The organism is Leptospira langatensis (assembly GCF_004770615.1).
In the GTDB taxonomy this organism is placed as follows: Bacteria; Spirochaetota; Leptospiria; order Leptospirales; family Leptospiraceae; genus Leptospira_B; species Leptospira_B langatensis.
In genome coordinates this window covers 598,787-619,760 of record NZ_RQER01000001.1, presented here as the reverse complement: position 1 = coordinate 619,760, position 20,974 = coordinate 598,787, and the positions used below count along the sequence as shown (strand labels likewise).

Sequence of the window (20,974 nt, the reverse complement as noted above, 5' to 3'; positions counted from 1 at the left end):
CAGGAAAGATTCGTATTTATTGGAGTCACTTCTAAGTTTTCGGAGACCATCCATGTTTTATCACGAGCTGAATTCCAAGATCGATTATACCAGAACGAATCTAAGATGGAATGCTTGGGGAGCAAACGACCAGGATTTTGGAAGAAAGGCACAGATGCCTCAGATCTTGGAGCTTCTAAAAAGGGAATTCCAATTGGATACGATCCGAGAGACTCCCGCAGTTGCCTTAGAGGATATTCATTTACCCAAATCCAAATTGAGCCCTGCCGATCTAAAGAACCTCTCTTCCTTTGTGGGGAAGAACAATCTGAAAGTGGATCGTTTCGAGAGAGTATTTCACTCCGCAGGAAGAAGTTATTATGATGTTCTCAGGCTTCATACGAACAAACTCAAGTCCTTCGTGGACGCGGTGGTATATCCGCAAAAAGATTCGGAAATCATTAAAATTTTAGAATATTGTTCTAAAAACAAGATCAGCATCATTCCATTCGGCGGCGGATCTTCTGTAGTAGGCGGTCTCGAGGTCATCAAGGGAAAAGGCCAGAAAGCGGTTCTTTCTTTGGATACTACTAGAATGGCGGAGATCCTAAGTATAGATCCGATCAGCCTAACCGCTACGATCCAAGCCGGAATTTACGGACCTAAACTGGAACATGAACTCAACCTAAAACGATACACCCTAGGACATTTTCCTCAGTCCTTCGAATATTCCACATTGGGCGGTTGGGTAGCCGCAAGAAGTGCCGGACAACAATCCAATCGCTACGGAAAGATCGAAGAAATTATCGCTTCTGCAAAACTAATCAGTCCTTCCGGAGTAGTGGAAACCCTGAGAGCCCCTGCCGCATCCATTGGCCCGGACTGGAATCAGATCATTGCAGGAAGCGAAGGCTTACTCGGGATCATTACGGAAGTCACAGTCAAGCTTCATAAGATCCCTGAGACACGCAAATACTTCGGTTTGGTATTTCCGGAAATACGTTCTTCTTTAAACTTCATCCGAAAAGCGAATCATGCTGAGATCAAGACATCTATGCTTCGACTTTCGGACGCGAATGAGACCAGGCTCTACGAGTATCTAGGCCAATTAGGTAAGAAGAATACGCCGATCCGTATCCTGAAGAATCTCATCCAAAACGCAGTCTTAAAATTAAAAGGACTCGAAGAAGGAAAAAAATGCGTAGTCTTAGTCGGACTGGACGGTTCTCGCTTAGATGTGGCCCGTTCCTTCGAAGCGCTTAAGCCACTTTGGCAAAAAGCCGGGGCATTGTATGCCGGAGAGAAACTAGGACAGAATTGGATCCACGGCAGATTCAATATGCCGTACTTAAGAAATCATATCATGCAATTCGGAATGGGTGTGGATACGATGGAAACTTCTACCACATACGATCGATTGGAAGACCTGCACCAAGCCGGACTAGAGGCATTAGAGGCTTCTATTCCTGGCTCGAAAGCGATGTGCCATCTTTCTCACAGTTATCACGACGGAGCTTGTTTGTATTATACGATCCTATTCCCTATGGATGAGAAGAAGCCGGAAGAGCAGTGGCTCAAGATGAAGAAAAAGGTCTCCGATACATTTGCGAACCATAAGGCTCCGATCAGTCACCATCACGGAGTCGGATTCGATCATAAGTCTTGGTACCAGAATGCCTTAGGCAAGACTGGAGTGGCAGGCTTGAACGGACTTAAGAAGGTCTTGGACCAGAAGGAAGTTCTAAATCCGGGCAAGCTATTTCATTCTTAACTAAAGACCGGACGTCTTTTTTCTAGGATGGATCTCATTCCTTCCTGACCGTTTGCAGTCGCGATCGCGGCTGCGAGAAGTTCAATATCACGTTTCTCTAATGAGTCTGCAACTAACCGTTGGGAGTCCCTTAGGGAGATCTTGACCCCAACCACAGATTCGATGGCCATGTCCTTGAATTGTGCGCACCATTTTCTGGCCTTGGGAATAAGCTCTTCCGGAGTCGCGCTCTCTTCGACCAATCCCACTTCGACCGCTTCGTCCGCTTTCAGTCCTTTGCCACTGTACAAAAGATCCCTAGCGGTCTTGATCCCTACGAGTTCTTTCAGGATATAGCCTGCGGTAGAAGGGAAATTGATCCCGATCAGAGATTCGGGAAATCCTAAACGTCCTTTCTTTTCCACAAGGATCCTATAATCGGAAAAGATCGCAAGCACTGCGCCTACACCCATTGAATGCCCGTTCATGGCGCATACGACCGGTTTGCTGGAGAATAGGACTTTTCCGCAAGCCCCAAGTGCGTCATGCAAAACATCCTTGATCTCCGCTAAGCTCTTGCCCACGAAGATCTCAGGATTGAATCCGTTTGAAAAGAATTTGTCGTTTCTTCCGGAGAGAAGGATCGCTTTTACGCTCCTGTCCTTCTCTGCCTCGTCCATGATATCTCTTAACTTATGAAAGAATTCTCTACCGAGAGAGTTGGTCTCGTTCGTCTTGATATAAAGTTCGAGTATATGTCCGTTTTTTTCTATCTCTATCATTTTATATTTCCTGCTTATTTAAAATCCGAAGACTACTTGGTTCAGACTATCCGTGCGGTTTATTTTCTTCATTTTGATCTCGATCCGATTCTGATCCGATCCGTCCACTCTGGACACGATCCGAGTCACAGTTACCTTTGGTGGGAACTCCAACTCTCCCTGTACATTCGTAACCGCCTTTACATTCTTGCCGGAAGAATCCCATTCCACGGAGTAGATGCCCTTCTCCTTTGTATAATAGGTCCATTCTTCTCCCGGTTTGCGAACGAATACGATCCCATCATTCGGTTGCACGAATGTCCATTCCGGTCTAAAAAGTTGCGCGTTCCGATTGGAAAGAAGATAATAGATCACAGGAAAAGGAACTACCGTCTGCTTTCCTGTATTTGGATCGGAGAGAACGATATCGTCCATCGGTTGTTCATGGATCCGATCCACACTTGCGGTCTTGAGTCGGATCGACTTTCCATCAGTAAAGACCTTGGAAACACTGATCCCGAACAGTTTGTCCGTAAGTTCGATCTGCATCTTTCCGGTTGGCTTATCGAATAGGATCTTTCCACTTAAGGAAAAAAGATCCTTCTTCGGAAAGAAGTTTTGGATCCGGATATCGAACTCACCGGAATACGAAGTATTCGTTTCTTCTAATTTACGAAGTCCTTCTAAATACTTCTGTCCTTCTTTGGATTTAGCACTCCAAAATTTGATCTTCCCTTTTGACTGAAAAGGGATCTCTTCGATCTCAGTAGTAGCACAGCTTCCTAAAGTGATCGATAGAAATACGGAAAGAGTAATAATCTTAAATTGCGACAAATGGTTTGTTATCAAAACAGATCCTTCTTATAGATCGATCAAGGCTTAGTCGATAGTGAATTCGTTCTTAGCCTTCCCAATTTTTCCCGAATTCTCTCTTTGTCTTCTTTCTTTTGGTAAAGAGATTCCGATTTTTCCCAGAATCTTTTTGTCTCCGCAAGATCCTTTCGTTCAAAATACGCATCTCCTAGATGCTCGCAGATCGTCGGGTCGAAATCGTTTTTATCCTGCAAGATCTGGTAGGCAAGATTCAAATGCAAAAGTGCTTCTTCTATCCTTCCCTTCTTATAATAGATCCAACCTAAACTGTCTTGGTAGGCTTCGTTATCCGGAGCAAGTTCTACCGCTTTATGGATCAACTCCAAGGCCTCGTCCAGTTGGATCCCCTTCTCTGAATAATGATATCCTAGATAATTATATGCGATCGGATTATCCGGATCTAGTTCCATGGATTTACGCAAGTCTAGCTCCATTTCCTTGAGCTTCCCTAGTTTCTCGAGAGAAGTCGCTCTATAGAAATAGTACACCGCTGATTTAGGTTCCAGTTCGATCGCTTCGCTAAACGCCTTTCTACTTTCTTGCAATTTCTCGGACTGTAGAAGAACGATCCCTAAAAGATAATATGCATAATGATTTTTAGGATCCTCTTTTAGGATGCTCTGGATCATGTCTTCCGATTCTTGGATCTTTCCGGGAGGATTCCCTCTTAAGATATAAGCCAGATGCAATTCGTATTTTCTGGAATCCTCTCTGGTTTGCGCGTATTCGATGGCTTTCCGGATGGAGATGACGGATCTGAAGACGGAACCAGATTGCTCATAAATACTTGCGAGAAAATCATATTCTTCCGCGAGAAGTGCCTTATCCTTTCCTTCCTTAGCGGTGATCTGGATCGCCTCCAAAAGGAGCGTTTCGGAAAGATTGAGCAGTTGGGATTGAAGCGCGATCTCGGCCACTTCTACTAGTTCTTTAGTATATTCTTTTTTACTAATATTTGGGTCCCTTTTCAGGATCTCCAGAATCCCCAAACGAACGGAAAGTCTTCTCGGGGATTTTTCCTTCATGGGAAAAAGGATGCGTCTTGCTTCCGTATAATTCGAGTTCAGGACTGAATAGAGACCGAAAAGCACTCCATCCTTGAACAACTTTCCTTTCTTCTTCAATTCATCGAAGTATCCAGTTGCCATGGACCGACTTTCAATAAAATACATTTCCCCGAGCATTAGTTCTACGGAAGAATTGCCTTGGATCTCTTGCAGGATCCTTTGCAATTGTCTCTTTGCCTGGGCGAATTTTCCTAGCTGGTCAAAGATCCTCGCGAGAAGAAAACGGACTTCCCAATTCTCCGGTCTCATCTCCAGATACCCAGAAATATAGAAGAGTGCCTTTGTATTTTGGCCCAGATTGAAATATGTCTTTCCTAAGGACAAATACACGAATTCAGGATATTTCGGATTTGAATCCTTTTGTTTGATCAGATCCCTAAGAGAGCTCAAATACAGGATCGATTTTGCGTCATTCTTAAGAGCGAGCTCCGCAGAACTCAGCAAGTAATAGATATCCGGATCGTCCGAGAATTTACTCAGGTTCGCTTCCAGATAAGAAGCCGCCTTATCGTATTCTCCTCCGTTCAGAAGAATGGTCCCTTTTAGAACATAGGATTCCTTAAAGTTCGGGTCCGCTTTTTCGGCGAGTTCCGACTCCAGAATGGCATCCTTCCATTGTCCGATATAATAATGTGCCAATGCCTTGTTCCAACGGGAAACCGCAGAAACAGGAACGCCCAAGGATTCGGAGCATTTTAGATATTTTTCATAGTTCCGAATGGATTCGGCGATCAATTCCGCTCTTTCTCTTCCTTCGGAGAGTCGGGCCTTGTTCATACTTTCCAGTCCAAGGGAATAAAAGAACGCAGGCCAAACAGATCTGGCCTTTCCGTTCGAATCCATATCCCTACAAACAAGAATAGATCCTGGATCCAGGGGAGAAGCAAAGAGCGGACCGATACTTAGAGTCGATACCAGAAGAATTGGAATAATGCTTGCGTGTTTCATAATCCCCGGACTTGTATAGGGTTTGGAATCAAAGAGAGCGAAATCTCCACTCGCTCACTCTGAGTGAGGGCTCAGGTTCGTCTAACGAATTTTCCTGAGGCCTAAGGAAAGAAATTGTTCAGCATTCTAAGAGAAAAGAAAAAACTCTTCTTATCCCTTTTACTGATTTGGATCCTCGCCGCCATTTATATCTATCCCCGCAGATTCGAATTCTTACGTTCCTTCGCACTTTGGTTGGAGCCTCCCGAACTAAATCCTTCCCTCTCCGAAAAACTGAAAGCGAAAGGAGACGATCTTCTCTCTGAAAAAGTAGAATTTAGACAGGTAGAACATTATCTCAGAACGGACCAGATGGCAAGAGCCTGTTCCAGGGCATATAATTTGGGAAAAGAAGGATTGGATGATATTTTTCGCATCCCAAGTTGGATGGAAGCCAAGCACCAAGGTTGGACCATAGAGAGATTATCCGATCCGAGTGCTACAAAATTCTCCACAGGTGAAAAACCGATCGATCCATTCGAGTACTGGGATGAATTCCATCAGATTCCTTTGGAAGCCTTGGATTATTATAAAAGAGCTCTGAACTACAATCCTTTCGACGGATATAATTTTCCGAATGAAAGAGCCTCTTTAGGAAAGGATAAACCGGAGATCGCGGGCAAAAGCCTGTTAGAGAAGATCAAGATCACCTCTTTTGCGACTTGTCGTCCGGAAGAAGCGATCCTTTCCCATTTTCAATCCATCATCAAGATCGAGGAACTAGTCTTCGAAAAGATCAAAGAGACAACCGCTCCGGTCATTCCGTGGTGGAAAAGGATCCTAAACTTCTTTCATCTCAGTTGCAAGGCAGACGAAGAAACCCAAAGCGCGGACGATCTTCCGAAAGAGATCCTGATCTGGAAGAAGATCGCAGGATCGGAATCGGAGCCGATCATCTTTTCTTCCGATTATCCGGAGACCACGAAGCTTACTACGAACCAATACAAAAGGCTCCTTCTAAAGACATTAGAACTATTGCAGCTACGAATGAGCGGCAAAGGGACCTCCCTTTCTCCGGAAGAATCCGTTTCCTTGTATACCAGAGTATTGTACTTCTCTTGTTCGAAGAGAACCGTTCCTGCAGAAGCGAAATACTGGGGACCGAGTGCGATCGCGATGATCCCTTGTGACACCTCTGACGAAGAAGGGAATAAGGCATTCTACTCCAATCTAAATCGGGCCGCCTTTTTGTATTATAGACTAGGGGACAGGGATTCAAACTACCGCAAGAAGTCGGGAGAAATGTTCGAGTCGGTTTATAGGTCCCAACTCACAGATCTTGGGACCAGATTCCAGGCCAAGCTCATGAGAGTTCGTTGTCTACTATTCGAATCCAATTTCGACCAAGCATTGAAGGAACTAGATGCGCTCGACACCGAGGTCTATACCATAGATCCGAATTATCGAAGCGATAAGTCCGGGTACGAAGACTTAATCGAGGATAAAAAGAAACTATTGCAGTATGTACTTCGTCGAAAAGGCAGATACGAAGAAGCCGACGACATTTTCGATGAAAAGAATTAAGTATTTCGACTATAACGCTACTCATCCTCCGCTTCCAGGCCTACTTACAAAAGTGTTCTCGGAATATGAGGAGGACTTCTTCAATCCTTCCGGACCGACTCGATTTTCCTTGGCCAGGCAAGGAAGGATAGAGGAAGCTAGAAAATCCTTAAGCTCTCTTACCGGTTGCGACCCGAAAGGGTTCGTTTTCGTTTCCTCCGGGACCGAAGCCAATTATTCTTTGGCATATTTTATCAAAACCATACACCCTGAGATCGTGTATCTTTCTCCTTTCGAGCATTCTTCAATGTATTCCGCATTTGAAAGCGCAAAGATCCCAGTGCAAGTCCTGCAAACGGATAAGTCAGGCCTAATCTCTCTCACTCAACTGGATTCTTTCTTACAAGAGGCTCCCGGTCCAGTATGTATCATCCATGCGGGGAATGAAACGGGAGTCCTCCAGCCGATAGAAAAGATCTCCGAACTTTGCGCGAAATACAAGGTCCCCTTCTTCTCCGACATCATCCAATCCTTCGGGAAGATCCGAGTCCCCTTCTCTCTGTTAGATGGATTCACATTCTCCGGGCATAAAATTGGAGCAGGGCTCGGCTCCTCCGTTCTATGGTTCCGACCGAAGTTCTTAAAGGAAGGAGGCCTCTTCCAGGGCGGAAATCAGGAGAATGGCCATAGAGCCGGAACAGAAAACTCACCGGCAATACTCGCACTCTCCGAAGCAGCCCGGATCCAATTCCAAGAAATGGATAAGAAGGATCTACGTTTGCAAAAATTCCAAGAGAAGATAGAGAACTGTCTGAATAGCCTGGGAGCCAAGATAGTCGCTGAGTCTTCTCCCAGATTGCATTCCACTACGTTTGCTCTTTTGCCATTTGACGATCTGGACTTCTTCATGATGGGAATGGAAGAAAAAGGATTCGCATTGTCCACAGGTTCTTCCTGCAAGTCCAGATCCAGAGAAGCAGCGCCTTCCCTGCTCGCCATGGGTTATACGAAAGAAGAAGCGTTACGCGCCATTCGGATCTCCACCGGACTATTCACAACGGAAGAAGAAGTAGACGATCTGATCCTAGCCTTAACGGAAGTAATTCGATCTATACAATGAAATCGATCTCCCTTAGGTTCCGAATCGACGGGAACAAACTGGGAAATGCAGATCTGACAAAAGCCTTAAGACCCTTAATGTATCTGGGTCTTAAATCCGATGCTATGAGCTATTTCCTCTGCGTATCGATCGGTCATTCCGGCCACAAAATCGCAAACGCATCGTTCTAAACCCTCGCTTCCAATTCTTTGCCTATATGTTTCCGGAATGGATTCAGGCTGTTTTCTAAAATGAAAGAATAAGGATTCTATAATGTCTCTTCCCCTATCGCTCGTCACAACCACGGAAGGATGTCTGTACAATGTCTTGTATAAGAAAGACTTTAGCTCCCTGACTTTCTCCCCGTATTCCGGTTCGTAGGTGGCGATCCTCTTTCCTTCTTGGTAATGGAGGTTAAGATCTTCCCTGGTGGAGATCTTCCAATCATGAATGCGGGATTCTATCGTGCGGATCATATTGGAAACCATTCCGTTCGTAAGTTCTCGGATTACCGACCGAATGAATACCTTTTCACTTAGATCCGGGTATTCTTCTTTGATCTTACGGACAGCATCCGACCAAAGGGACAGATCCTTGAGTTCCCCTAATTTCAAATAACCCATTTCCAAGCCGTCGTCTATATCATGGCTGGTGTATGCGATCTCGTCGGCCACATCCGCACATTGCGCTTCCAGCGTAGGACCTTCTTCTTTTCTTTTTTGGCCTAAATTCGATCCGGAATATTCAGCCCCATGCTTCATCATTCCTTTGATGGTCTCTTCGCATAGATTCAATCCAGGAAAGGACGGATAACGTGTTTCTAAAATGGTAACGATCCGTAATGACTGCTTATTATGCTCGAATCCTCCGAAGTCCTTCATTAGGTCGGAGAGCATATCCTGACCAGCATGACCGAAGGGAGTGTGGCCCAGATCGTGAGCCAAAGCGATCGTTTCTGCAAGAAGGGAATTCAATCCGAGAGCGGTTGCCATGGTCCTCGAAATTCCAGCTACTTCTAGAGTATGAGTGAGTCGATTTCTGTAATTCTCTCCGACGGAATAAACAAAAACCTGCGTCTTATATTGCAATCGTTTGAATGCACTGGAATGAACTACTCTATCCCGGTCCCTTTGCAGAGGGATCCGATACGGATGCTCCTCCTCGGGATAGACCCGAGCACCGGTCTCGTCCTGACGTACCGCATAGGATGCGAGTAAAGAATTTTCTGCCTGAATGATCTGATTCCTATCTCTTTGCACGGATTACCAATATGGAATTAAAATCAGTCGGAAGCAAGCCAAACTAAATACGAAGAATATAGGAAGAAAATAAAAGCCGCGGATTCTAATCTGAAACCCAGTCGGATCCCTTTTTTCGATTCCCAATTGCAGTAGAAAAGATTCACTGGTGGAATTCTCCGAGGCTAAGTTTTAAATACGAATGGATCTAGTCAATATTGCGGATTTAGTAAATTTCTTTTCCAAGTTCGGTCATGAGTTCGCTTATCTAGCGGTCTTTTTTACCCTACTTCTCTGCGGCTTCGGACTCCCCATACCGGAAGATATTTCCTTGGTTTCTGGAGGCGTTCTGGCAGGACTAGGATACGCAAACGAACATGTAATGTTCGCAGTAGGAATGGCAGGAGTACTCGCAGGAGACGGTTCTGTTTTCTTACTCGGAAGGATCTTCGGAGAGAAGGTACTGAAACTTCCCTTTGTAGCAAAGTATTTAACACCGGAACGATTTTCCAAGGTCCAAGAAAGATTTTCACAGTATGGGAACTGGGTTGTATTCATGGCGCGCTTCATGCCGGGACTTCGCATGCCGATCTATCTGACCGCAGGTACTTCGGATCGGATTTCTTTCTTCCGCTTTTTACTCTTAGATGCATTTGCGGCAGCCATCTCCGTTCCGATCTGGGTATATCTTGGTAACTATGGTGCAAGGAACTTGGATCAACTTAGGACCTGGGTCCACCAAGGACAGATTACGGTATTCGTACTATTAGGAGCTCTTGCAATCGCTCTAGTAGCCTTTGTATATCTCAGGAAGAAACGTTCGAAAAACTCCTAGTTTTACTCGACATAATTTCGTGACAATGTACTGTCTGGTTAGATATGGACGTCCTTGCCCAGCCTGTGTTGGTGCTGAACGCGACCTATGTTCCGGTGGCGATTCGAACGGTCAAAGACGCTATTATTCTTCTTATCTTAAAGAAGGCCGAACTCATCAAGGATGAGCAGGAACTCTATATCCGTTCCGAAAAACTCCGTTTTACCGCTCCCAGGATCATTCTACTCACAGACTATTACAAGGTCCCGAAAAGAAAATATAAGCTTTCTAGGGAGAATATTTTCTTACGAGACAATCACGAATGCGTGTATTGTAGACGCAAACTTCCCTCTTCTAAACTTACCTTGGACCATGTGATCCCCAAAAGCCGCTGGGAAGAGATTCCTAAAGAAAGAAAACCTAGAGATTATCACACTTGGGAGAACCTGGTTACTGCTTGTAGGGACTGCAATACCAAAAAGGGGAATAAACTCCTCCAAGAGTTGAAATGGGAGATCCCGGAAAATAGATCGACAAACAAGAGACGTTTTTCACAGTTTTCCGTATCCGATCAATTGGTCGAAAAATTCGGCTGGGCGGATTATATTCTTAGATAAATGAACTTTTTTTTAAAGGAAAGAGGCCTTAGCATCTTTCACATATTTTCCATCCTTCTTCTCATCCTCTCTTGCAATAATTATTCTTCGAATAGGATCATTACTACTCCTCCTACGATCATAGGAGTGACTCCGATCGCAACAGGATACGAGCTTCGCTTAAGAGCAGGAAACCCTGAGTCCTTCTTTGGCGGGTATACTTTATATGTGGGCGCGACTGCAGATGCCTCCCGAAATCCTTCCGATTTTGCGAGCGGCTTTCCCTGCCAAAAACCGTTAGCATTGATCCCGAACCAACCTATTGAGTATTCTATCGAAGTAAGTCCTACAGCGGGACCGTTAGCGGTGCCAGGGGCGGGAGAAAATCAAAAAAGGGTCTGCAAGATCGTAGCGACCTTAACTTCCGGAGAATATATCACTCTTAGATCTTCCGTTATCAGTTTGGATCTGAATACAGGCACACGGGATATTTATGTATTCTCCATGCCTTCCAATACGATGAAGGTACCTTAATCCTTAAACCAAACCGAAAGTTTTTGGACCGTCTTCTCCGCATCGTCTTTCCAAATACTTTGGGGATAGGATACCAAAAACTCGTTCAATTCCTTGCGAGCGGAACCCAACTCCTCTCTGAGTTTTACAAGGGCGGGATTGTCTTCGCTTTTTAAAAAGACCGGATTTCCTTCCGTGAACTGAAAATATTTTTCGAGCGCCTCAGCAGCTCTTTGCTTCGCAGACTTATAAAAAGAAAATCCTTCCTTATCTTCTCTGCTTTTATAAGAAGAAGATAAACTTTCCTTCTCCAAAGAAGAAAGAAGCACATCCCTCAATTGGACTAGCTCCTTGAAAAGGAGATCCGTTTCGTATTCTCCCGAATCGGGATGGTATTTTCTGGACAGTTCTCTGAATCGAGTGCGAACTAGATCGGCGTCGAATTTTTTGGGAAGTCCGTAAAAGTCCAGGGCTCGACTTAGCAGGTCCCCGTCTTCCAATCTTGCTTCCTATGAGTTAGAAATTTCTTGAGTTGGATCTTTACTTGGACTTGGTTGAGTTCCTTTCTATACTCATGTAAGATCTCTTCCATCTTATCGCCTACCTTAGAATTCAATTCCCTGGATTCTTCCAATTTTTGGAACATCTCGTCGGATAAGCGAATGATATTCAAGGACTGAGGAGCAGATTCCTCCAATTGCGCGATCTTACGGTCTAGACTTCTCATCTTTTCGACCAGGTCCGAATTCTTGGATTCTAATTTGGCGGCGCCTTCCCCGTCCCCGAAACCGAGGACCTCTAGTTGGCGTTTTTGCAGGGAGATCAGCTCATCCAAAAGGGAAAGCTTTCCCTGATAGAGAGAAGCGAGTTTATCTTCCATGGAGTTTAGATGCTTGGAAGGGAGAATACTCATTGGCATATTTTCGCTCCCTCTGCCTTTTTAACCTTGGAGTGAGAGCCCTGTGCCTCTGGAGGCTGGACTTGGCATTTGCACTACGGAAGCGGCCTTTTCCTTCTTCTCGATCTCTTCCCAAGCCGCTTTTAGATCTTCCAGATACTTGATGATCTCTTGTAGGATCTCGGTATCCTTCTTCATATTTGCTTCGAGAAGGCGCTTTTTGATATAAACATAAATTCCGAGCAGATTGTTTGCGACCTCTCCCCCATTTTCCATGTTCAAGGCCAGCATAAGCTCGGTGATGATTTCTTGTGCTTTGAGAATATGATTGTTCACCACGTCGTACTTGCGGGGTGTGTTGTTCTCGATGGCTACGTTTAAGAAGCGAATGGCTCCTTCATATAGCATTACGATGAGCTTTCCCTGACTTACAGTAGAAATTTCATTGGATTTGTACTGTTCGACCGAAGCCGTCGATTTTCTGGCAAGTGACATGTGTCTCTCCTGAAATACTCTTCGACAAATTCCCGGACCGCCTTAACGTGGACTGGCAATTCTTAGCGTATCGGATGCGAAAATTCTTGGCAAGTCTGATTCCCAAAAACAGAAAAAAGCTTGTTTTTTTAGCTTCTGGCCGGGGGAGCAATTTTGAAGCGGTCCTAAACTGTATCCGAAAGGGAAAAATCCGCGGAATCCCCGCTTTTTTAGTCACGGATAATCCGCAGGCCCAGGCAATCCAACTCGCCTCCCAATACAAGGTCCAGTCCAAGGTCTTGGACTTCAAATCCTTCCCCAAAAAAGAAGACTATCATACAGAACTCTTGAGAACTCTAATAGAGATCTCTCCCGACCTCATCGTTGCCTGCGGATACATGAGGATCTTAAAGCCGGAGATCATCCGAGCCTTTCCGAATCGGATCATCAATATCCATCCTTCCCTTCTTCCGGCATTTACGGGACTGAACGCTCAGAAACAGGCTCTGGAATACGGGGTCAAGGTCGCAGGCTGCACCGCTCATTTCGTGGACGAGGGAGTGGATTCCGGACCCATCATTTTGCAAGGAACTGTGAAAATCGAGGAGAAGATGACGGAAAGAGAATTGACTCTTGCCATTCTCAAAGAGGAACATAAAATCCTGCCTCTCGCAGTTGGACTTTTCTGCGACGATCGGCTCTCCATAAAAGACAGGAAGGTCTCAATCCTCTAGCATGATCAAAATCACCCGCGCCCTCGTTTCAGTTAGCGATAAGACAGGTCTTATCGGCTTTGCCAAGTATCTGGAATCCAAAGGAGTGGAAATCATTTCCACCGGCGGAACTCTAAAGACCCTCACAGAAAACGGGATCAAAGCAATCGCAATCGACGACTACACCGGCTTTCCGGAAATCCTGGACGGAAGAGTGAAAACTCTCCATCCAAAGGTTCACGGCGGGCTCTTGGGTGTGGTCTCTAATCCGGAACACAAGAAGAAGATGGAGGAACTGAAGATCCCTAAGATCGATCTAGTCGTTGTGAATCTCTATCCTTTCGTCCAAACCGTTTCCAAACCTGGAGTTCAATTGGACGAGGCGATCGAGAATATCGATATTGGCGGACCTTCCATGATCCGTTCCGCTTCCAAGAACTACAGACATACAGTCGTAGTTACCGATCCGAACGACTACAAAACTGTCGAAGAATCCATGAAGATGAACGATGGGTCCGTAGACGCGGATACATCCTTCCTTCTTATGAGAAAGGCATTCTCCCATACTGCACTTTATGATACGGCAATCTCTTCCTGGTTCAATAAGCTTGCCGGGGAGAAGTTTCCGGACATCCTAAATCTTTCCTTTACCAAGAAGCAAAAGCTGCGCTATGGAGAAAACCCTCACCAAAGTGCCGCTTTCTACGAGCCTCTTTTCTCCAAGAGCGAATTCTCTCCTCTCCAAGGAAAAGAATTATCTTTTAATAATATGTTGGATTTCGATGCGGCCTTCCATATCTCCGCTCTTCTTCCGAACAATACTGTTTGTATCATCAAGCACCTGAATCCTTGCGGGATCGCCTATGCGGACGATATTCTGGAAGCGTTCCGTCTGGCCAAAAGAACGGATCCTATTTCGGCATTCGGAGGTATCATCGGGATCAAGGGAACGGTAACCGGCGAACTCGCTGTTCTGATCGGAGAGACATTCGTAGAAGGAGTGATCGCACAGAAATTCGATCCTGCCGCTCTGGAATATTTCTCTAAGAAACCGAATGTGCGTTTGATCGAGATCGCAAATTTCCAAGAAGCCCTGGATGAAATGGATCTAAGACCGATCCATCATGGAATGCTTCTGCAGGATAGAGACTATGCAACGATCACGGAAAAAGACCTGAAAGTGGTTTCTAAGAAACAACCGACGGAAGAAGATATTCGTGGTCTCATGTTTGCTTGGTCTACTGTGAAGTTCATCAAGTCGAATGCGATCGTATATACCGAAGAGAATGCGACTCTCGGGATCGGGGCCGGACAAATGTCCAGAGTGGATTCAGTGCAGTTAGGCGCAAGCAAGGCTCTGAATGTGGGATTGTCCGTCGTAGGCTCCTATGTGGCAAGCGACGCCTTCTTTCCTTTTAGGGACGGGATCGATGCGATCGCAAAAGTAGGCGCTAAGGCGATCATTCAACCTGGCGGCTCGATCCGAGACGAGGAAGTGATCAAGGCAGCAGACGAGCATGGACTGATCATGGTGTTCACCGGAATGAGGCATTTTAGACACTGAGATGGAATTCTTTCTTTACCTGATCTTTTTAGTTATCACGTTAGTAAGCCTTTCCTTGGCGGACTATTATTTCGGACTGATCCATCTAAGTGGGAAGGACACATTCGAAAAGACAGAACTGACGGATTGGGCAAGGATCATTCCTTCTAAGCTTGTTTCCATTTTTGAGATAGGAGGCAGTCTCCAATACGGGATGATTGCCTTCGGGATCTCCGCCTTCTTCTCCTATGTTTGGACCCTAATGGGAGGTCTGATCGGATCCCCTCATTATACGGACTCCTTTGGAAACTACTTCTTTCTTTCTTTCATTATGCCGGTACTTGTGCTGGCATTTTATTCCTTCTTAGCATCCGAGATCTTAAAGGCGGCAAGGATCTCTCCGAATAGCGGCTCTATGTTAGCGCGACTTCTTGCACAAGAGATCCCTATGTTAAGCGGGATCTTTATCTCCGTGATCGCATCCAATCTAGCGGTCTATGGACTCTATCATGAGATTGCATTCCTATTCGTATTACCGAATATCCTAATTCTCTCCGTGCTACTCATCCTAAGATGGAATGGAAAGGTGAAATTCGGCGGAATTCGCCTGGACAAAGACGAAGAAGAAGACCAGGATTTAGAGGAAGATTAGGAAGATTCCTAATTCTAATCCGGTTTTTTGCCGATAGGTAAAACTATGAAAGGGCAATCCATCTCCGTATTCATCCTATCCTTACTCCTTCCTTGGAGTTCCGTGTTTTCTCAGTTTCCGGGAGACGGAACTAGAGCAAACGGTTCCAAGCCGACTCTGGATGGATTTGCCGAAGTCTCCTGGGAAGCTTCTTATGCCCAGGTCCGAGATAAATTTCTCTCCCTAGCAGCCAACCCACAAAGCGATGAAAAGATAGAAGTAGTCCACGAAGATAAGGAGAAGTCCTTACTCGTTCGTAGAAACGGGATCATGTATTTATACCGATTTTATTCCACACCAAAATTGGTTTTGGATTCCCGTCCAAAAGACAAGCAAGCCAGACCGGAAAGACCCGCTGCGAATCCGGACGAAGACGAACATATCGAACCCGGAAAACTTTTCTCCGTAGGAGTTTCCTTCCGTTACCTTCCAGGAAAAGACGTACAGAACAAATTAGAGAACAAGTACGGCAAACCTAAGAAAGAGACCTTGGATGATAAGAAGATCGGCGGCGCGGTGATCTGGGAATTGACCGACGAAAGAGAAGCCCCTCCCAAAGGAGGCTTCGTAGTGCAATGGAAGGAAGCCTACAAGAAGCAACCTTTCACGAGAAGAGTGGATTATTTCAGTTCTAAGGTAAAAGCCCAGATCGAAAAAGAATACAAAGAGTTCTTCTCCGCCGAAGAAATCAAAACTTTAAGAGATCTGATCCCGTAAGAAATCCTTGACCGTGGCCCCGAACAAGGGCCAATATCCAGAGAGATTCTCTCCCGTCGAAAGGCGGGCGTCTCGAGCCCGAGCCTTCCCGACTCGGCACACTAAATCTTTCGGAGCCCCTTGTGGAATTATATTTGGACACAGCCAATGTGGACGAGATCAAAGAGATCGCGTCCTACGGACTTTTGGACGGAGTTACGACCAACCCTTCTCTTATCGCTAAATCCGGTCGCAATTTCAAAGAAGTGATCAAAGAGATCTGTGCGATCGTTGCAGGACCGGTCAGTGCGGAAGTGCTTGCGACCAAACACGAAGACATGTTGAAAGAAGCAGACGAGTTAGTACAGATCGCTCCGAATGTTGTGATCAAAGTGCCTCTTATTCCGGAAGGACTGAAGACAGTAGTCAAACTGACGGAGAAAGGAATTCCGACTAACGTTACCCTTTGCTTCTCCGCTCCTCAGGCCTTACTCGCAGCGAAGGCGGGAGCGACTTATATCTCCCCGTTTATCGGACGAGTCGACGATACGTCCTGGGACGGAATGGAACTCATCTCTGAGATCAGAGAGATCTATGATAATTATGGATTCGAGACCAAGATCCTGGCAGCGTCTATCCGCGGACCGATCCATTTGAAAGAATCAGCGTTGAGAGGAGCCGACTGCGCTACTATGCCAATCTCTGCTTACCAGCAGCTCTTCAAGCATCCCCTAACCGATATCGGCTTAGAGAAATTCCTAGAAGATGCCAAAAAACTGAAATGGTGATCACAAACAGACTGTAAAAGACAGATCCGTTTTATAATAAGGAGGCTTAAGCGATTCCGAGCAGATCGGTGTTCCTTAAGCCTTTCTTTTTCGATCTGGATCGTACCCCATCTCTTTGGAAAGAAAGATCTTTGTCTTTGCAAAACTACCATTGCCTCTTCCAATTTCCCTTCCTCGATCATCAAAGAGAAAGCTCTCCGCAATGATGAGGTTAGCCGCATTCTGAACTACTCTTCCTTTGGCAGTCATTGTCCCAGACTTAATTGGTCTAAGCAAATTTAGAAAAAAATTAGAAGTCAGTACAAAACTATCTTTTACGACCGAATTCGCGGCGAAGAAGGCCGCGTCATCGGCAGCCTTAAAATAAACCGCTCCATGAGTGGCTCCCGCCGCATGAAAGAAATCTTCTCTGATCTGAATCGTAACGATTGCCTCTCCTTTTTGCGGAATAGACAATTCAGGTAAAAAGAACTGATTCACAGGGGCGCTTTTGTACATCTTTTCCAAAGCACGAAAATGAGCTTCCCAATCCGAAGTTTGCACAGACATGATTCCTTCCCTTATACTCAGAATAGAATTTTGTTCTCTCATGCCTATTGCCCGAGAGACGTTGCCTATAAAACTTCGCAGATCAAAAACTAATACGAAAAAAAAAACCTTTCCGATCTATTTGATATGGGAGCAAAACTAAAAACAGAAAGAGTTTACCACAAAAACGTTAATTTTATATCAAAACTTTAAGATAGTCTCAGGGAAGCTTCTTCCTTCCGTAGAAATCATCCATCAATATTTTAGATTGTTCTAATATACATAGAACGCTTTGGTGAGACGCATCATAATAGGTGTCACAAGCACTGAGAGTATTCATGTCTGCGGCGGAGGCTCCGTATTTCATGGCAAGCTCTTGGATCCTAGGCCACCAGGTCTTTTCTAAACCTAACTCGTAATAGCCCACTCTATAGCCAGGATACACCTTGGGCCAGATGAGATAGGTCTTGATCCCATTTTCCTTGGACAGCTTCAAGAATTCCTCTACGAAGAAGAACTCTGTTTCCCCCAATTCAAATCCGGATAGATACAGGCTTTTGAGTCTTAGAGCGTCCTTTTCCAATTTAGAAGGATTGTTGCTAGCGCTTGCATAGGCTAGCTGTTCTCCATTCCCTAACTCTAAAATTAGATTTTCATGATTTGATTCGGGGGAATACAAATTCAATTTATCGGAAGTCAAACGATTCCAAAAGAGCTTGAATCCGGGTTTTACCTTTCGAATACTAAATAGCTTCTGCTTAATAATATCAAAACGATCCCCCGTGGAGAACCTTCCCCAGTACTTCGCAATAAACGGATCATCCGCCCCTAATCGAAGGAAAGGATCGTAGAGAAGTCCCTTGGAATCGTCGAAACCTTCCGGGCTGATCACATAGAAAACTACCTTCGGTTTGATCCCAGCTTCCAGGATCTTTTGGAACCAATAGAATCCATACGCAGGAACTGCTTGGGGTCCTGAGAAATTGTAAACGGTCCAATTCTCCGCAATATCGGAAGGAAGTGTCTTGGAAGAATATGGATAGGCTCGAGAATCCCCAAAAGCTAAAGCCAATTCTTTTTTGCCAAGAGAAGAATCCGATCGCATTCTTTGAAAAAGATGTTTTCGCTGCGCGTAATATACGGGATTTCCTTCTTGATAAAAAGAAGTTTGGAAGAAGTCCAAAGTAAAGATCTTATCCGCGAAGAATACGAGTAGAAGGAAGAGAAAAGGAATATAGATAAATTTCTTTTTCATAGATTCTAAAACTGTCCGTAAAAGAAGTCAGCATTCCCATTCGGTAACGCAAGCAATACCAAGATCCAAACCACAGGAAGAAGCACGATCTTCCATTTAAAGGATGCCTTGAATTTTTCAGGCCATTCTTCCGCAGAATGGAACAGAACCGCGACCAGGAACGCAAAGATACATGGCTCCATATTCGGGAAATCAATCCCATTCGCCCAAGTAAAGATCCTTTGCACCGCTTGTAATGCGGAGGAAAAATCGGGAGTAAAGAAGAGCACCCAAGAGATACTATAGATATTTAGTATAGCAAGATATACGAATATACGTTTTACATAAGGGATCTCAGGAATGAGCTTGATCTTCAGATCCGCGAAGACTCTTTCTAAAGATAGATAGAATCCGGTCAAAAGTCCCCAGAGCAGATAATTCAGATTGGCTCCGTGCCAGAGTCCCCCCAAACCGAAAGCGATCAGATAATTCAGGCAAGTCCTTAAGGTGCCCGAACGGGAACCGCCGAGAGGGATATACAGGTAATCCCTGATCCAAAAAGAAAAGGTCAAATGCCAGCGACGCCAAAAATCGCCAAAGCTACTAAAGAAGAACGGAGCCTTAAAGTTTTGAGGAAGTTGAAAACCGAGTAATCTCCCCATTCCTCTGGCAATATCCGTGAGTCCGGAAAAGTCCAGATACAAATAGATCGCGAAAAAGTACACTGTACTCAAAAGAGCTCCTCCCGAAAAAGAAGCAGGTTCCGCAAAAACTTGGAAAATAGAACCGGACATCAGGATGGAAACGACGGATTTCTTGAATAGGCCGATCACGACTAACCAAAGACCATCCACCATATCTTCTTTTTCCATTTTGGGAGAATCGAATTGAGAAGAGACGTCGTTAAATCGCAAGATTGGCCCTGCGATCATCACAGGAAAAAGAAAAATGAAAGAGGCGATCTTACTTAGAGTGATCTCTTCTTGGATCAGCCCCTTCTTCTTATCCACCGCCAGCGAGATCAACTGGAAGGTATAATAGCTTACAGTCAAAGGAAGTACAACTTCGAATCCTTTCCAATGCAAGGCGTTAGAAAGGATGGAATCCAGAGCAGGCTTACTCTGTAGAGAGGAAAGTCCTAAAACAGTTCCTACAAGATCCGCAAAAAAATAGAAATACTTGAAGAAGGCCAGGTTCAGGACATTGAACCCGATCGATACGAATAGGAACCATTTTCTTCCCAAAAAGAAACGCACCAAGATCCAATTCACTAAGACCACGCTGATCAAATGGAATAAGAACTTCCAAGAAGCGAAAGCATAGAAGAACGCGGAAGCTAAGACCAGGAAATGTTTCTTAAAACGATCCGGAAGATTCCAATAAACCAGAAAAACCAAACAGAAAAAAAATAAAAATTCTAAACTGGTAAAATTCATGGTCTCCAAGCTTTAGGGTCCAGCAAAACGAATTTACCTTCCCCAATATTTAATTTTTCTAATGTAAGTTTGCCGATGCGTATTCTTTGCAGGTCGGTGACCCTTGCGCCGAGTGCGGCGAACATTCTTCTGATCTGGCGCTTTCTTCCCTGTTTTAGGACCACACGAAAAGAATCGGATTCCTGTTTCCTATCTTGGGAAAAGACCTTCTCCGCTTTTAGGAATTCTCCCTCATCCATAAATCCTTTCAGAAAACGTTCCCTTACTTTTTCAAAGGGGATCTCCGAGTCGAGAGAAACACTGTATTCCTTTTCGGAACCCTCCGACGGATGAGTGATCTCCTGGATCAGGCTCCCATCATCGGAAAGAAGGAGGAGTCCCCTCGAGTCCAAGTCCAATCGGCCTGCGATCGCAAGCTGTTTGAATTTACTAGGAAGAAGTTCGAAGATCGTATTAGAATGGAATTTGTCCCCGTGAGAACAGAGATATCCCTTTGGCTTATTCAGTGCTAGAAATACATTCTTTTCGGGCGGGATTGCCTGCTTATTCCCTACCATGACACGATCTTGAGAGGAGATCCGGACACTTAAGCTAGTCTCCACCACCCCGTTCACCTTGACCTTTCCTGAGAGGATCAGTTCCTCTGTCTTTCTACGGGAACCGAAACCACAGTCTGCCAGATAGCGATTGATCCGGATTCCGGATCCGTTCTCACCATTCTTCCGTTCCACGTTTCCTGGAAATTTCCCTTTCAAAATGACTCTCGGCAATGGCCCGAAGGCCGGATCTCCAG

General features: G+C 45.0%; 22 protein-coding genes. 11 read left to right on the top strand and 11 right to left on the bottom strand.

All coding sequences use genetic code 11. The features are described 5' to 3' along the window. The first annotated feature begins 52 nt into the window (after positions 1-52). Positions 53-1,750, top strand: coding sequence for an FAD-binding oxidoreductase (locus EHO57_RS02750; RefSeq protein WP_135647229.1), 1,698 nt, complete (start codon positions 53-55; stop codon positions 1,748-1,750). On the opposite strand, the gene EHO57_RS02745 is transcribed toward EHO57_RS02750, so the two are convergent. Genes EHO57_RS02745 through EHO57_RS02735 form a run of 3 tightly spaced genes read right to left on the bottom strand, consistent with a single transcriptional unit; the run spans position 1,747 to position 5,378 of the window. Further along, positions 1,747-2,511: an enoyl-CoA hydratase/isomerase family protein gene (locus tag EHO57_RS02745; protein ID WP_135647228.1), complete on the bottom strand. Its 765-nt coding sequence runs from the start codon at positions 2,509-2,511 to the stop codon at positions 1,747-1,749. The two genes, EHO57_RS02750 and EHO57_RS02745, sit on opposite strands and share 4 nt — an antisense overlap. An 18-nt stretch (positions 2,512-2,529) precedes the next feature. Next, a complete protein-coding gene (locus EHO57_RS02740) occupies positions 2,530-3,339 on the bottom strand; it encodes a hypothetical protein (protein ID WP_425460760.1) in 810 nt (269 codons plus the stop codon). A gap of 23 nt (positions 3,340-3,362) precedes the next feature. Further along, a complete protein-coding gene (locus EHO57_RS02735; RefSeq protein ID WP_135647227.1) occupies positions 3,363-5,378 on the bottom strand; it encodes a tetratricopeptide repeat protein in 2,016 nt (671 codons plus the stop codon). A gap of 114 nt (positions 5,379-5,492) precedes the next feature. Between EHO57_RS02735 and EHO57_RS02730 the strand changes: the two genes are divergently transcribed. Then, positions 5,493-6,941, top strand: coding sequence for a hypothetical protein (locus tag EHO57_RS02730; protein WP_135647226.1), 1,449 nt, complete (start codon positions 5,493-5,495; stop codon positions 6,939-6,941). Then, positions 6,928-8,040: a cysteine desulfurase family protein gene (locus tag EHO57_RS02725; protein WP_135647225.1), complete on the top strand. Its 1,113-nt coding sequence runs from the start codon at positions 6,928-6,930 to the stop codon at positions 8,038-8,040. Before EHO57_RS02730 ends, EHO57_RS02725 begins: the two co-directional genes overlap by 14 nt. A gap of 74 nt (positions 8,041-8,114) precedes the next feature. Here the strand turns inward: EHO57_RS02725 and EHO57_RS02720 are convergent, their stop codons facing one another. Beyond that, positions 8,115-9,257: a deoxyguanosinetriphosphate triphosphohydrolase gene (locus EHO57_RS02720; RefSeq protein WP_425460764.1), complete on the bottom strand. Its 1,143-nt coding sequence runs from the start codon at positions 9,255-9,257 to the stop codon at positions 8,115-8,117. Between the two features lie 202 nt (positions 9,258-9,459). Here EHO57_RS02720 and EHO57_RS02715 point away from each other — a divergent pair, with 202 nt between their 5' ends. Genes EHO57_RS02715 through EHO57_RS02705 form a run of 3 tightly spaced genes read left to right on the top strand, consistent with a single transcriptional unit; the run spans position 9,460 to position 11,201 of the window. Beyond that, on the top strand, positions 9,460-10,092 hold the full coding sequence (locus EHO57_RS02715) for a DedA family protein (RefSeq protein WP_135647223.1): 633 nt from the start codon (positions 9,460-9,462) through the stop codon (positions 10,090-10,092). Between the two features lie 44 nt (positions 10,093-10,136). Continuing rightward, complete coding sequence (locus EHO57_RS02710) at positions 10,137-10,688, top strand: HNH endonuclease (protein ID WP_135647222.1); 552 nt, start codon at positions 10,137-10,139, stop codon at positions 10,686-10,688. Beyond that, positions 10,689-11,201, top strand: coding sequence for an LIC11661 family lipoprotein (locus EHO57_RS02705; RefSeq protein WP_135647221.1), 513 nt, complete (start codon positions 10,689-10,691; stop codon positions 11,199-11,201). It begins immediately after the preceding gene. Here the strand turns inward: EHO57_RS02705 and EHO57_RS02700 are convergent. Genes EHO57_RS02700 through fliS form a run of 3 tightly spaced genes read right to left on the bottom strand, consistent with a single transcriptional unit; the run spans position 11,198 to position 12,573 of the window. Further along, positions 11,198-11,680 carry a molecular chaperone DnaJ gene (locus tag EHO57_RS02700; RefSeq protein WP_135647220.1) on the bottom strand — a complete coding sequence of 161 codons (483 nt, stop codon included), beginning with the start codon at positions 11,678-11,680 and terminating at the stop codon, positions 11,198-11,200. The genes EHO57_RS02705 and EHO57_RS02700 overlap by 4 nt on opposite strands. Then, positions 11,659-12,093 (bottom strand): hypothetical protein, encoded by a 435-nt coding sequence (locus tag EHO57_RS02695; protein WP_135647219.1) that lies wholly within the window; start codon positions 12,091-12,093, stop codon positions 11,659-11,661. The genes EHO57_RS02700 and EHO57_RS02695 overlap by 22 nt, the downstream gene beginning before the upstream one ends. 27 nt (positions 12,094-12,120) lie before the next feature. Further along, entirely contained in the window at positions 12,121-12,573 is a 453-nt protein-coding gene (fliS, locus tag EHO57_RS02690) for a flagellar export chaperone FliS (RefSeq protein ID WP_135647218.1), read from the bottom strand. Positions 12,574-12,659: 86 nt separating this feature from the next. Here fliS and purN point away from each other — a divergent pair, with 86 nt between their 5' ends. The 5 genes from purN to fsa all read left to right on the top strand — a co-directional run bounded on the left by purN (position 12,660) and on the right by fsa (position 16,983). Further along, positions 12,660-13,286, top strand: coding sequence for a phosphoribosylglycinamide formyltransferase (gene purN, locus EHO57_RS02685; protein ID WP_135647217.1), 627 nt, complete (start codon positions 12,660-12,662; stop codon positions 13,284-13,286). A 1-nt stretch (position 13,287) separates the two neighbouring features. Beyond that, positions 13,288-14,829 carry a bifunctional phosphoribosylaminoimidazolecarboxamide formyltransferase/IMP cyclohydrolase gene (gene purH, locus EHO57_RS02680; RefSeq protein WP_135647216.1) on the top strand — a complete coding sequence of 514 codons (1,542 nt, stop codon included), beginning with the start codon at positions 13,288-13,290 and terminating at the stop codon, positions 14,827-14,829. 1 nt (position 14,830) lies between these two features. Beyond that, on the top strand, positions 14,831-15,460 hold the full coding sequence (locus EHO57_RS02675) for a hypothetical protein (protein WP_135647215.1): 630 nt from the start codon (positions 14,831-14,833) through the stop codon (positions 15,458-15,460). 45 nt (positions 15,461-15,505) lie between these two features. Then, positions 15,506-16,216 carry a hypothetical protein gene (locus tag EHO57_RS02670; protein ID WP_135647214.1) on the top strand — a complete coding sequence of 237 codons (711 nt, stop codon included), beginning with the start codon at positions 15,506-15,508 and terminating at the stop codon, positions 16,214-16,216. Positions 16,217-16,338: 122 nt separating this feature from the next. After that, positions 16,339-16,983, top strand: a complete 645-nt coding sequence (gene fsa / locus EHO57_RS02665; protein ID WP_135647213.1) for a fructose-6-phosphate aldolase — start codon at positions 16,339-16,341, stop codon at positions 16,981-16,983. Between the two features lie 75 nt (positions 16,984-17,058). Here the strand turns inward: fsa and EHO57_RS02660 are convergent, their stop codons facing one another. From EHO57_RS02660 to EHO57_RS02645, 4 genes are all read right to left on the bottom strand, one after another. Continuing rightward, entirely contained in the window at positions 17,059-17,532 is a 474-nt protein-coding gene (locus EHO57_RS02660) for a PaaI family thioesterase (RefSeq protein WP_246050467.1), read from the bottom strand. Positions 17,533-17,731: 199 nt separating this feature from the next. Next, complete coding sequence (locus EHO57_RS02655; protein ID WP_135647212.1) at positions 17,732-18,766, bottom strand: DUF1574 domain-containing protein; 1,035 nt, start codon at positions 18,764-18,766, stop codon at positions 17,732-17,734. A gap of 5 nt (positions 18,767-18,771) precedes the next feature. After that, positions 18,772-20,181 carry an MBOAT family O-acyltransferase gene (locus tag EHO57_RS02650; RefSeq protein WP_135647211.1) on the bottom strand — a complete coding sequence of 470 codons (1,410 nt, stop codon included), beginning with the start codon at positions 20,179-20,181 and terminating at the stop codon, positions 18,772-18,774. Next, complete coding sequence (locus tag EHO57_RS02645) at positions 20,178-20,912, bottom strand: pseudouridine synthase (protein WP_135647210.1); 735 nt, start codon at positions 20,910-20,912, stop codon at positions 20,178-20,180. Before EHO57_RS02645 ends, EHO57_RS02650 begins: the two co-directional genes overlap by 4 nt. Positions 20,913-20,974: the final 62 nt, after the last annotated feature.

What these genes read in the sequence shown, in the direction of transcription:
- EHO57_RS02660 (WP_246050467.1), bottom strand. Translation starts at nt 17,532, where the DNA reads ATGTCTGTGCAAACTTCGGATTGGGAAGCTCATTTTCGTGCTTTGGAA.
- purH (WP_135647216.1), top strand. Translation starts at nt 13,288, where the DNA reads ATGATCAAAATCACCCGCGCCCTCGTTTCAGTTAGCGATAAGACAGGT.
- EHO57_RS02735 (WP_135647227.1), bottom strand. Translation starts at nt 5,378, where the DNA reads ATGAAACACGCAAGCATTATTCCAATTCTTCTGGTATCGACTCTAAGT.
- fliS (WP_135647218.1), bottom strand. Translation starts at nt 12,573, where the DNA reads ATGTCACTTGCCAGAAAATCGACGGCTTCGGTCGAACAGTACAAATCC.
- EHO57_RS02705 (WP_135647221.1), top strand. Translation starts at nt 10,689, where the DNA reads ATGAACTTTTTTTTAAAGGAAAGAGGCCTTAGCATCTTTCACATATTT.
- EHO57_RS02710 (WP_135647222.1), top strand. Translation starts at nt 10,137, where the DNA reads ATGGACGTCCTTGCCCAGCCTGTGTTGGTGCTGAACGCGACCTATGTT.
- EHO57_RS02670 (WP_135647214.1), top strand. Translation starts at nt 15,506, where the DNA reads ATGAAAGGGCAATCCATCTCCGTATTCATCCTATCCTTACTCCTTCCT.
- EHO57_RS02695 (WP_135647219.1), bottom strand. Translation starts at nt 12,093, where the DNA reads ATGAGTATTCTCCCTTCCAAGCATCTAAACTCCATGGAAGATAAACTC.
- EHO57_RS02655 (WP_135647212.1), bottom strand. Translation starts at nt 18,766, where the DNA reads ATGAAAAAGAAATTTATCTATATTCCTTTTCTCTTCCTTCTACTCGTA.
- EHO57_RS02675 (WP_135647215.1), top strand. Translation starts at nt 14,831, where the DNA reads ATGGAATTCTTTCTTTACCTGATCTTTTTAGTTATCACGTTAGTAAGC.
- EHO57_RS02725 (WP_135647225.1), top strand. Translation starts at nt 6,928, where the DNA reads ATGAAAAGAATTAAGTATTTCGACTATAACGCTACTCATCCTCCGCTT.
- EHO57_RS02715 (WP_135647223.1), top strand. Translation starts at nt 9,460, where the DNA reads ATGGATCTAGTCAATATTGCGGATTTAGTAAATTTCTTTTCCAAGTTC.
- EHO57_RS02745 (WP_135647228.1), bottom strand. Translation starts at nt 2,511, where the DNA reads ATGATAGAGATAGAAAAAAACGGACATATACTCGAACTTTATATCAAG.
- EHO57_RS02650 (WP_135647211.1), bottom strand. Translation starts at nt 20,181, where the DNA reads ATGAATTTTACCAGTTTAGAATTTTTATTTTTTTTCTGTTTGGTTTTT.
- EHO57_RS02750 (WP_135647229.1), top strand. Translation starts at nt 53, where the DNA reads ATGTTTTATCACGAGCTGAATTCCAAGATCGATTATACCAGAACGAAT.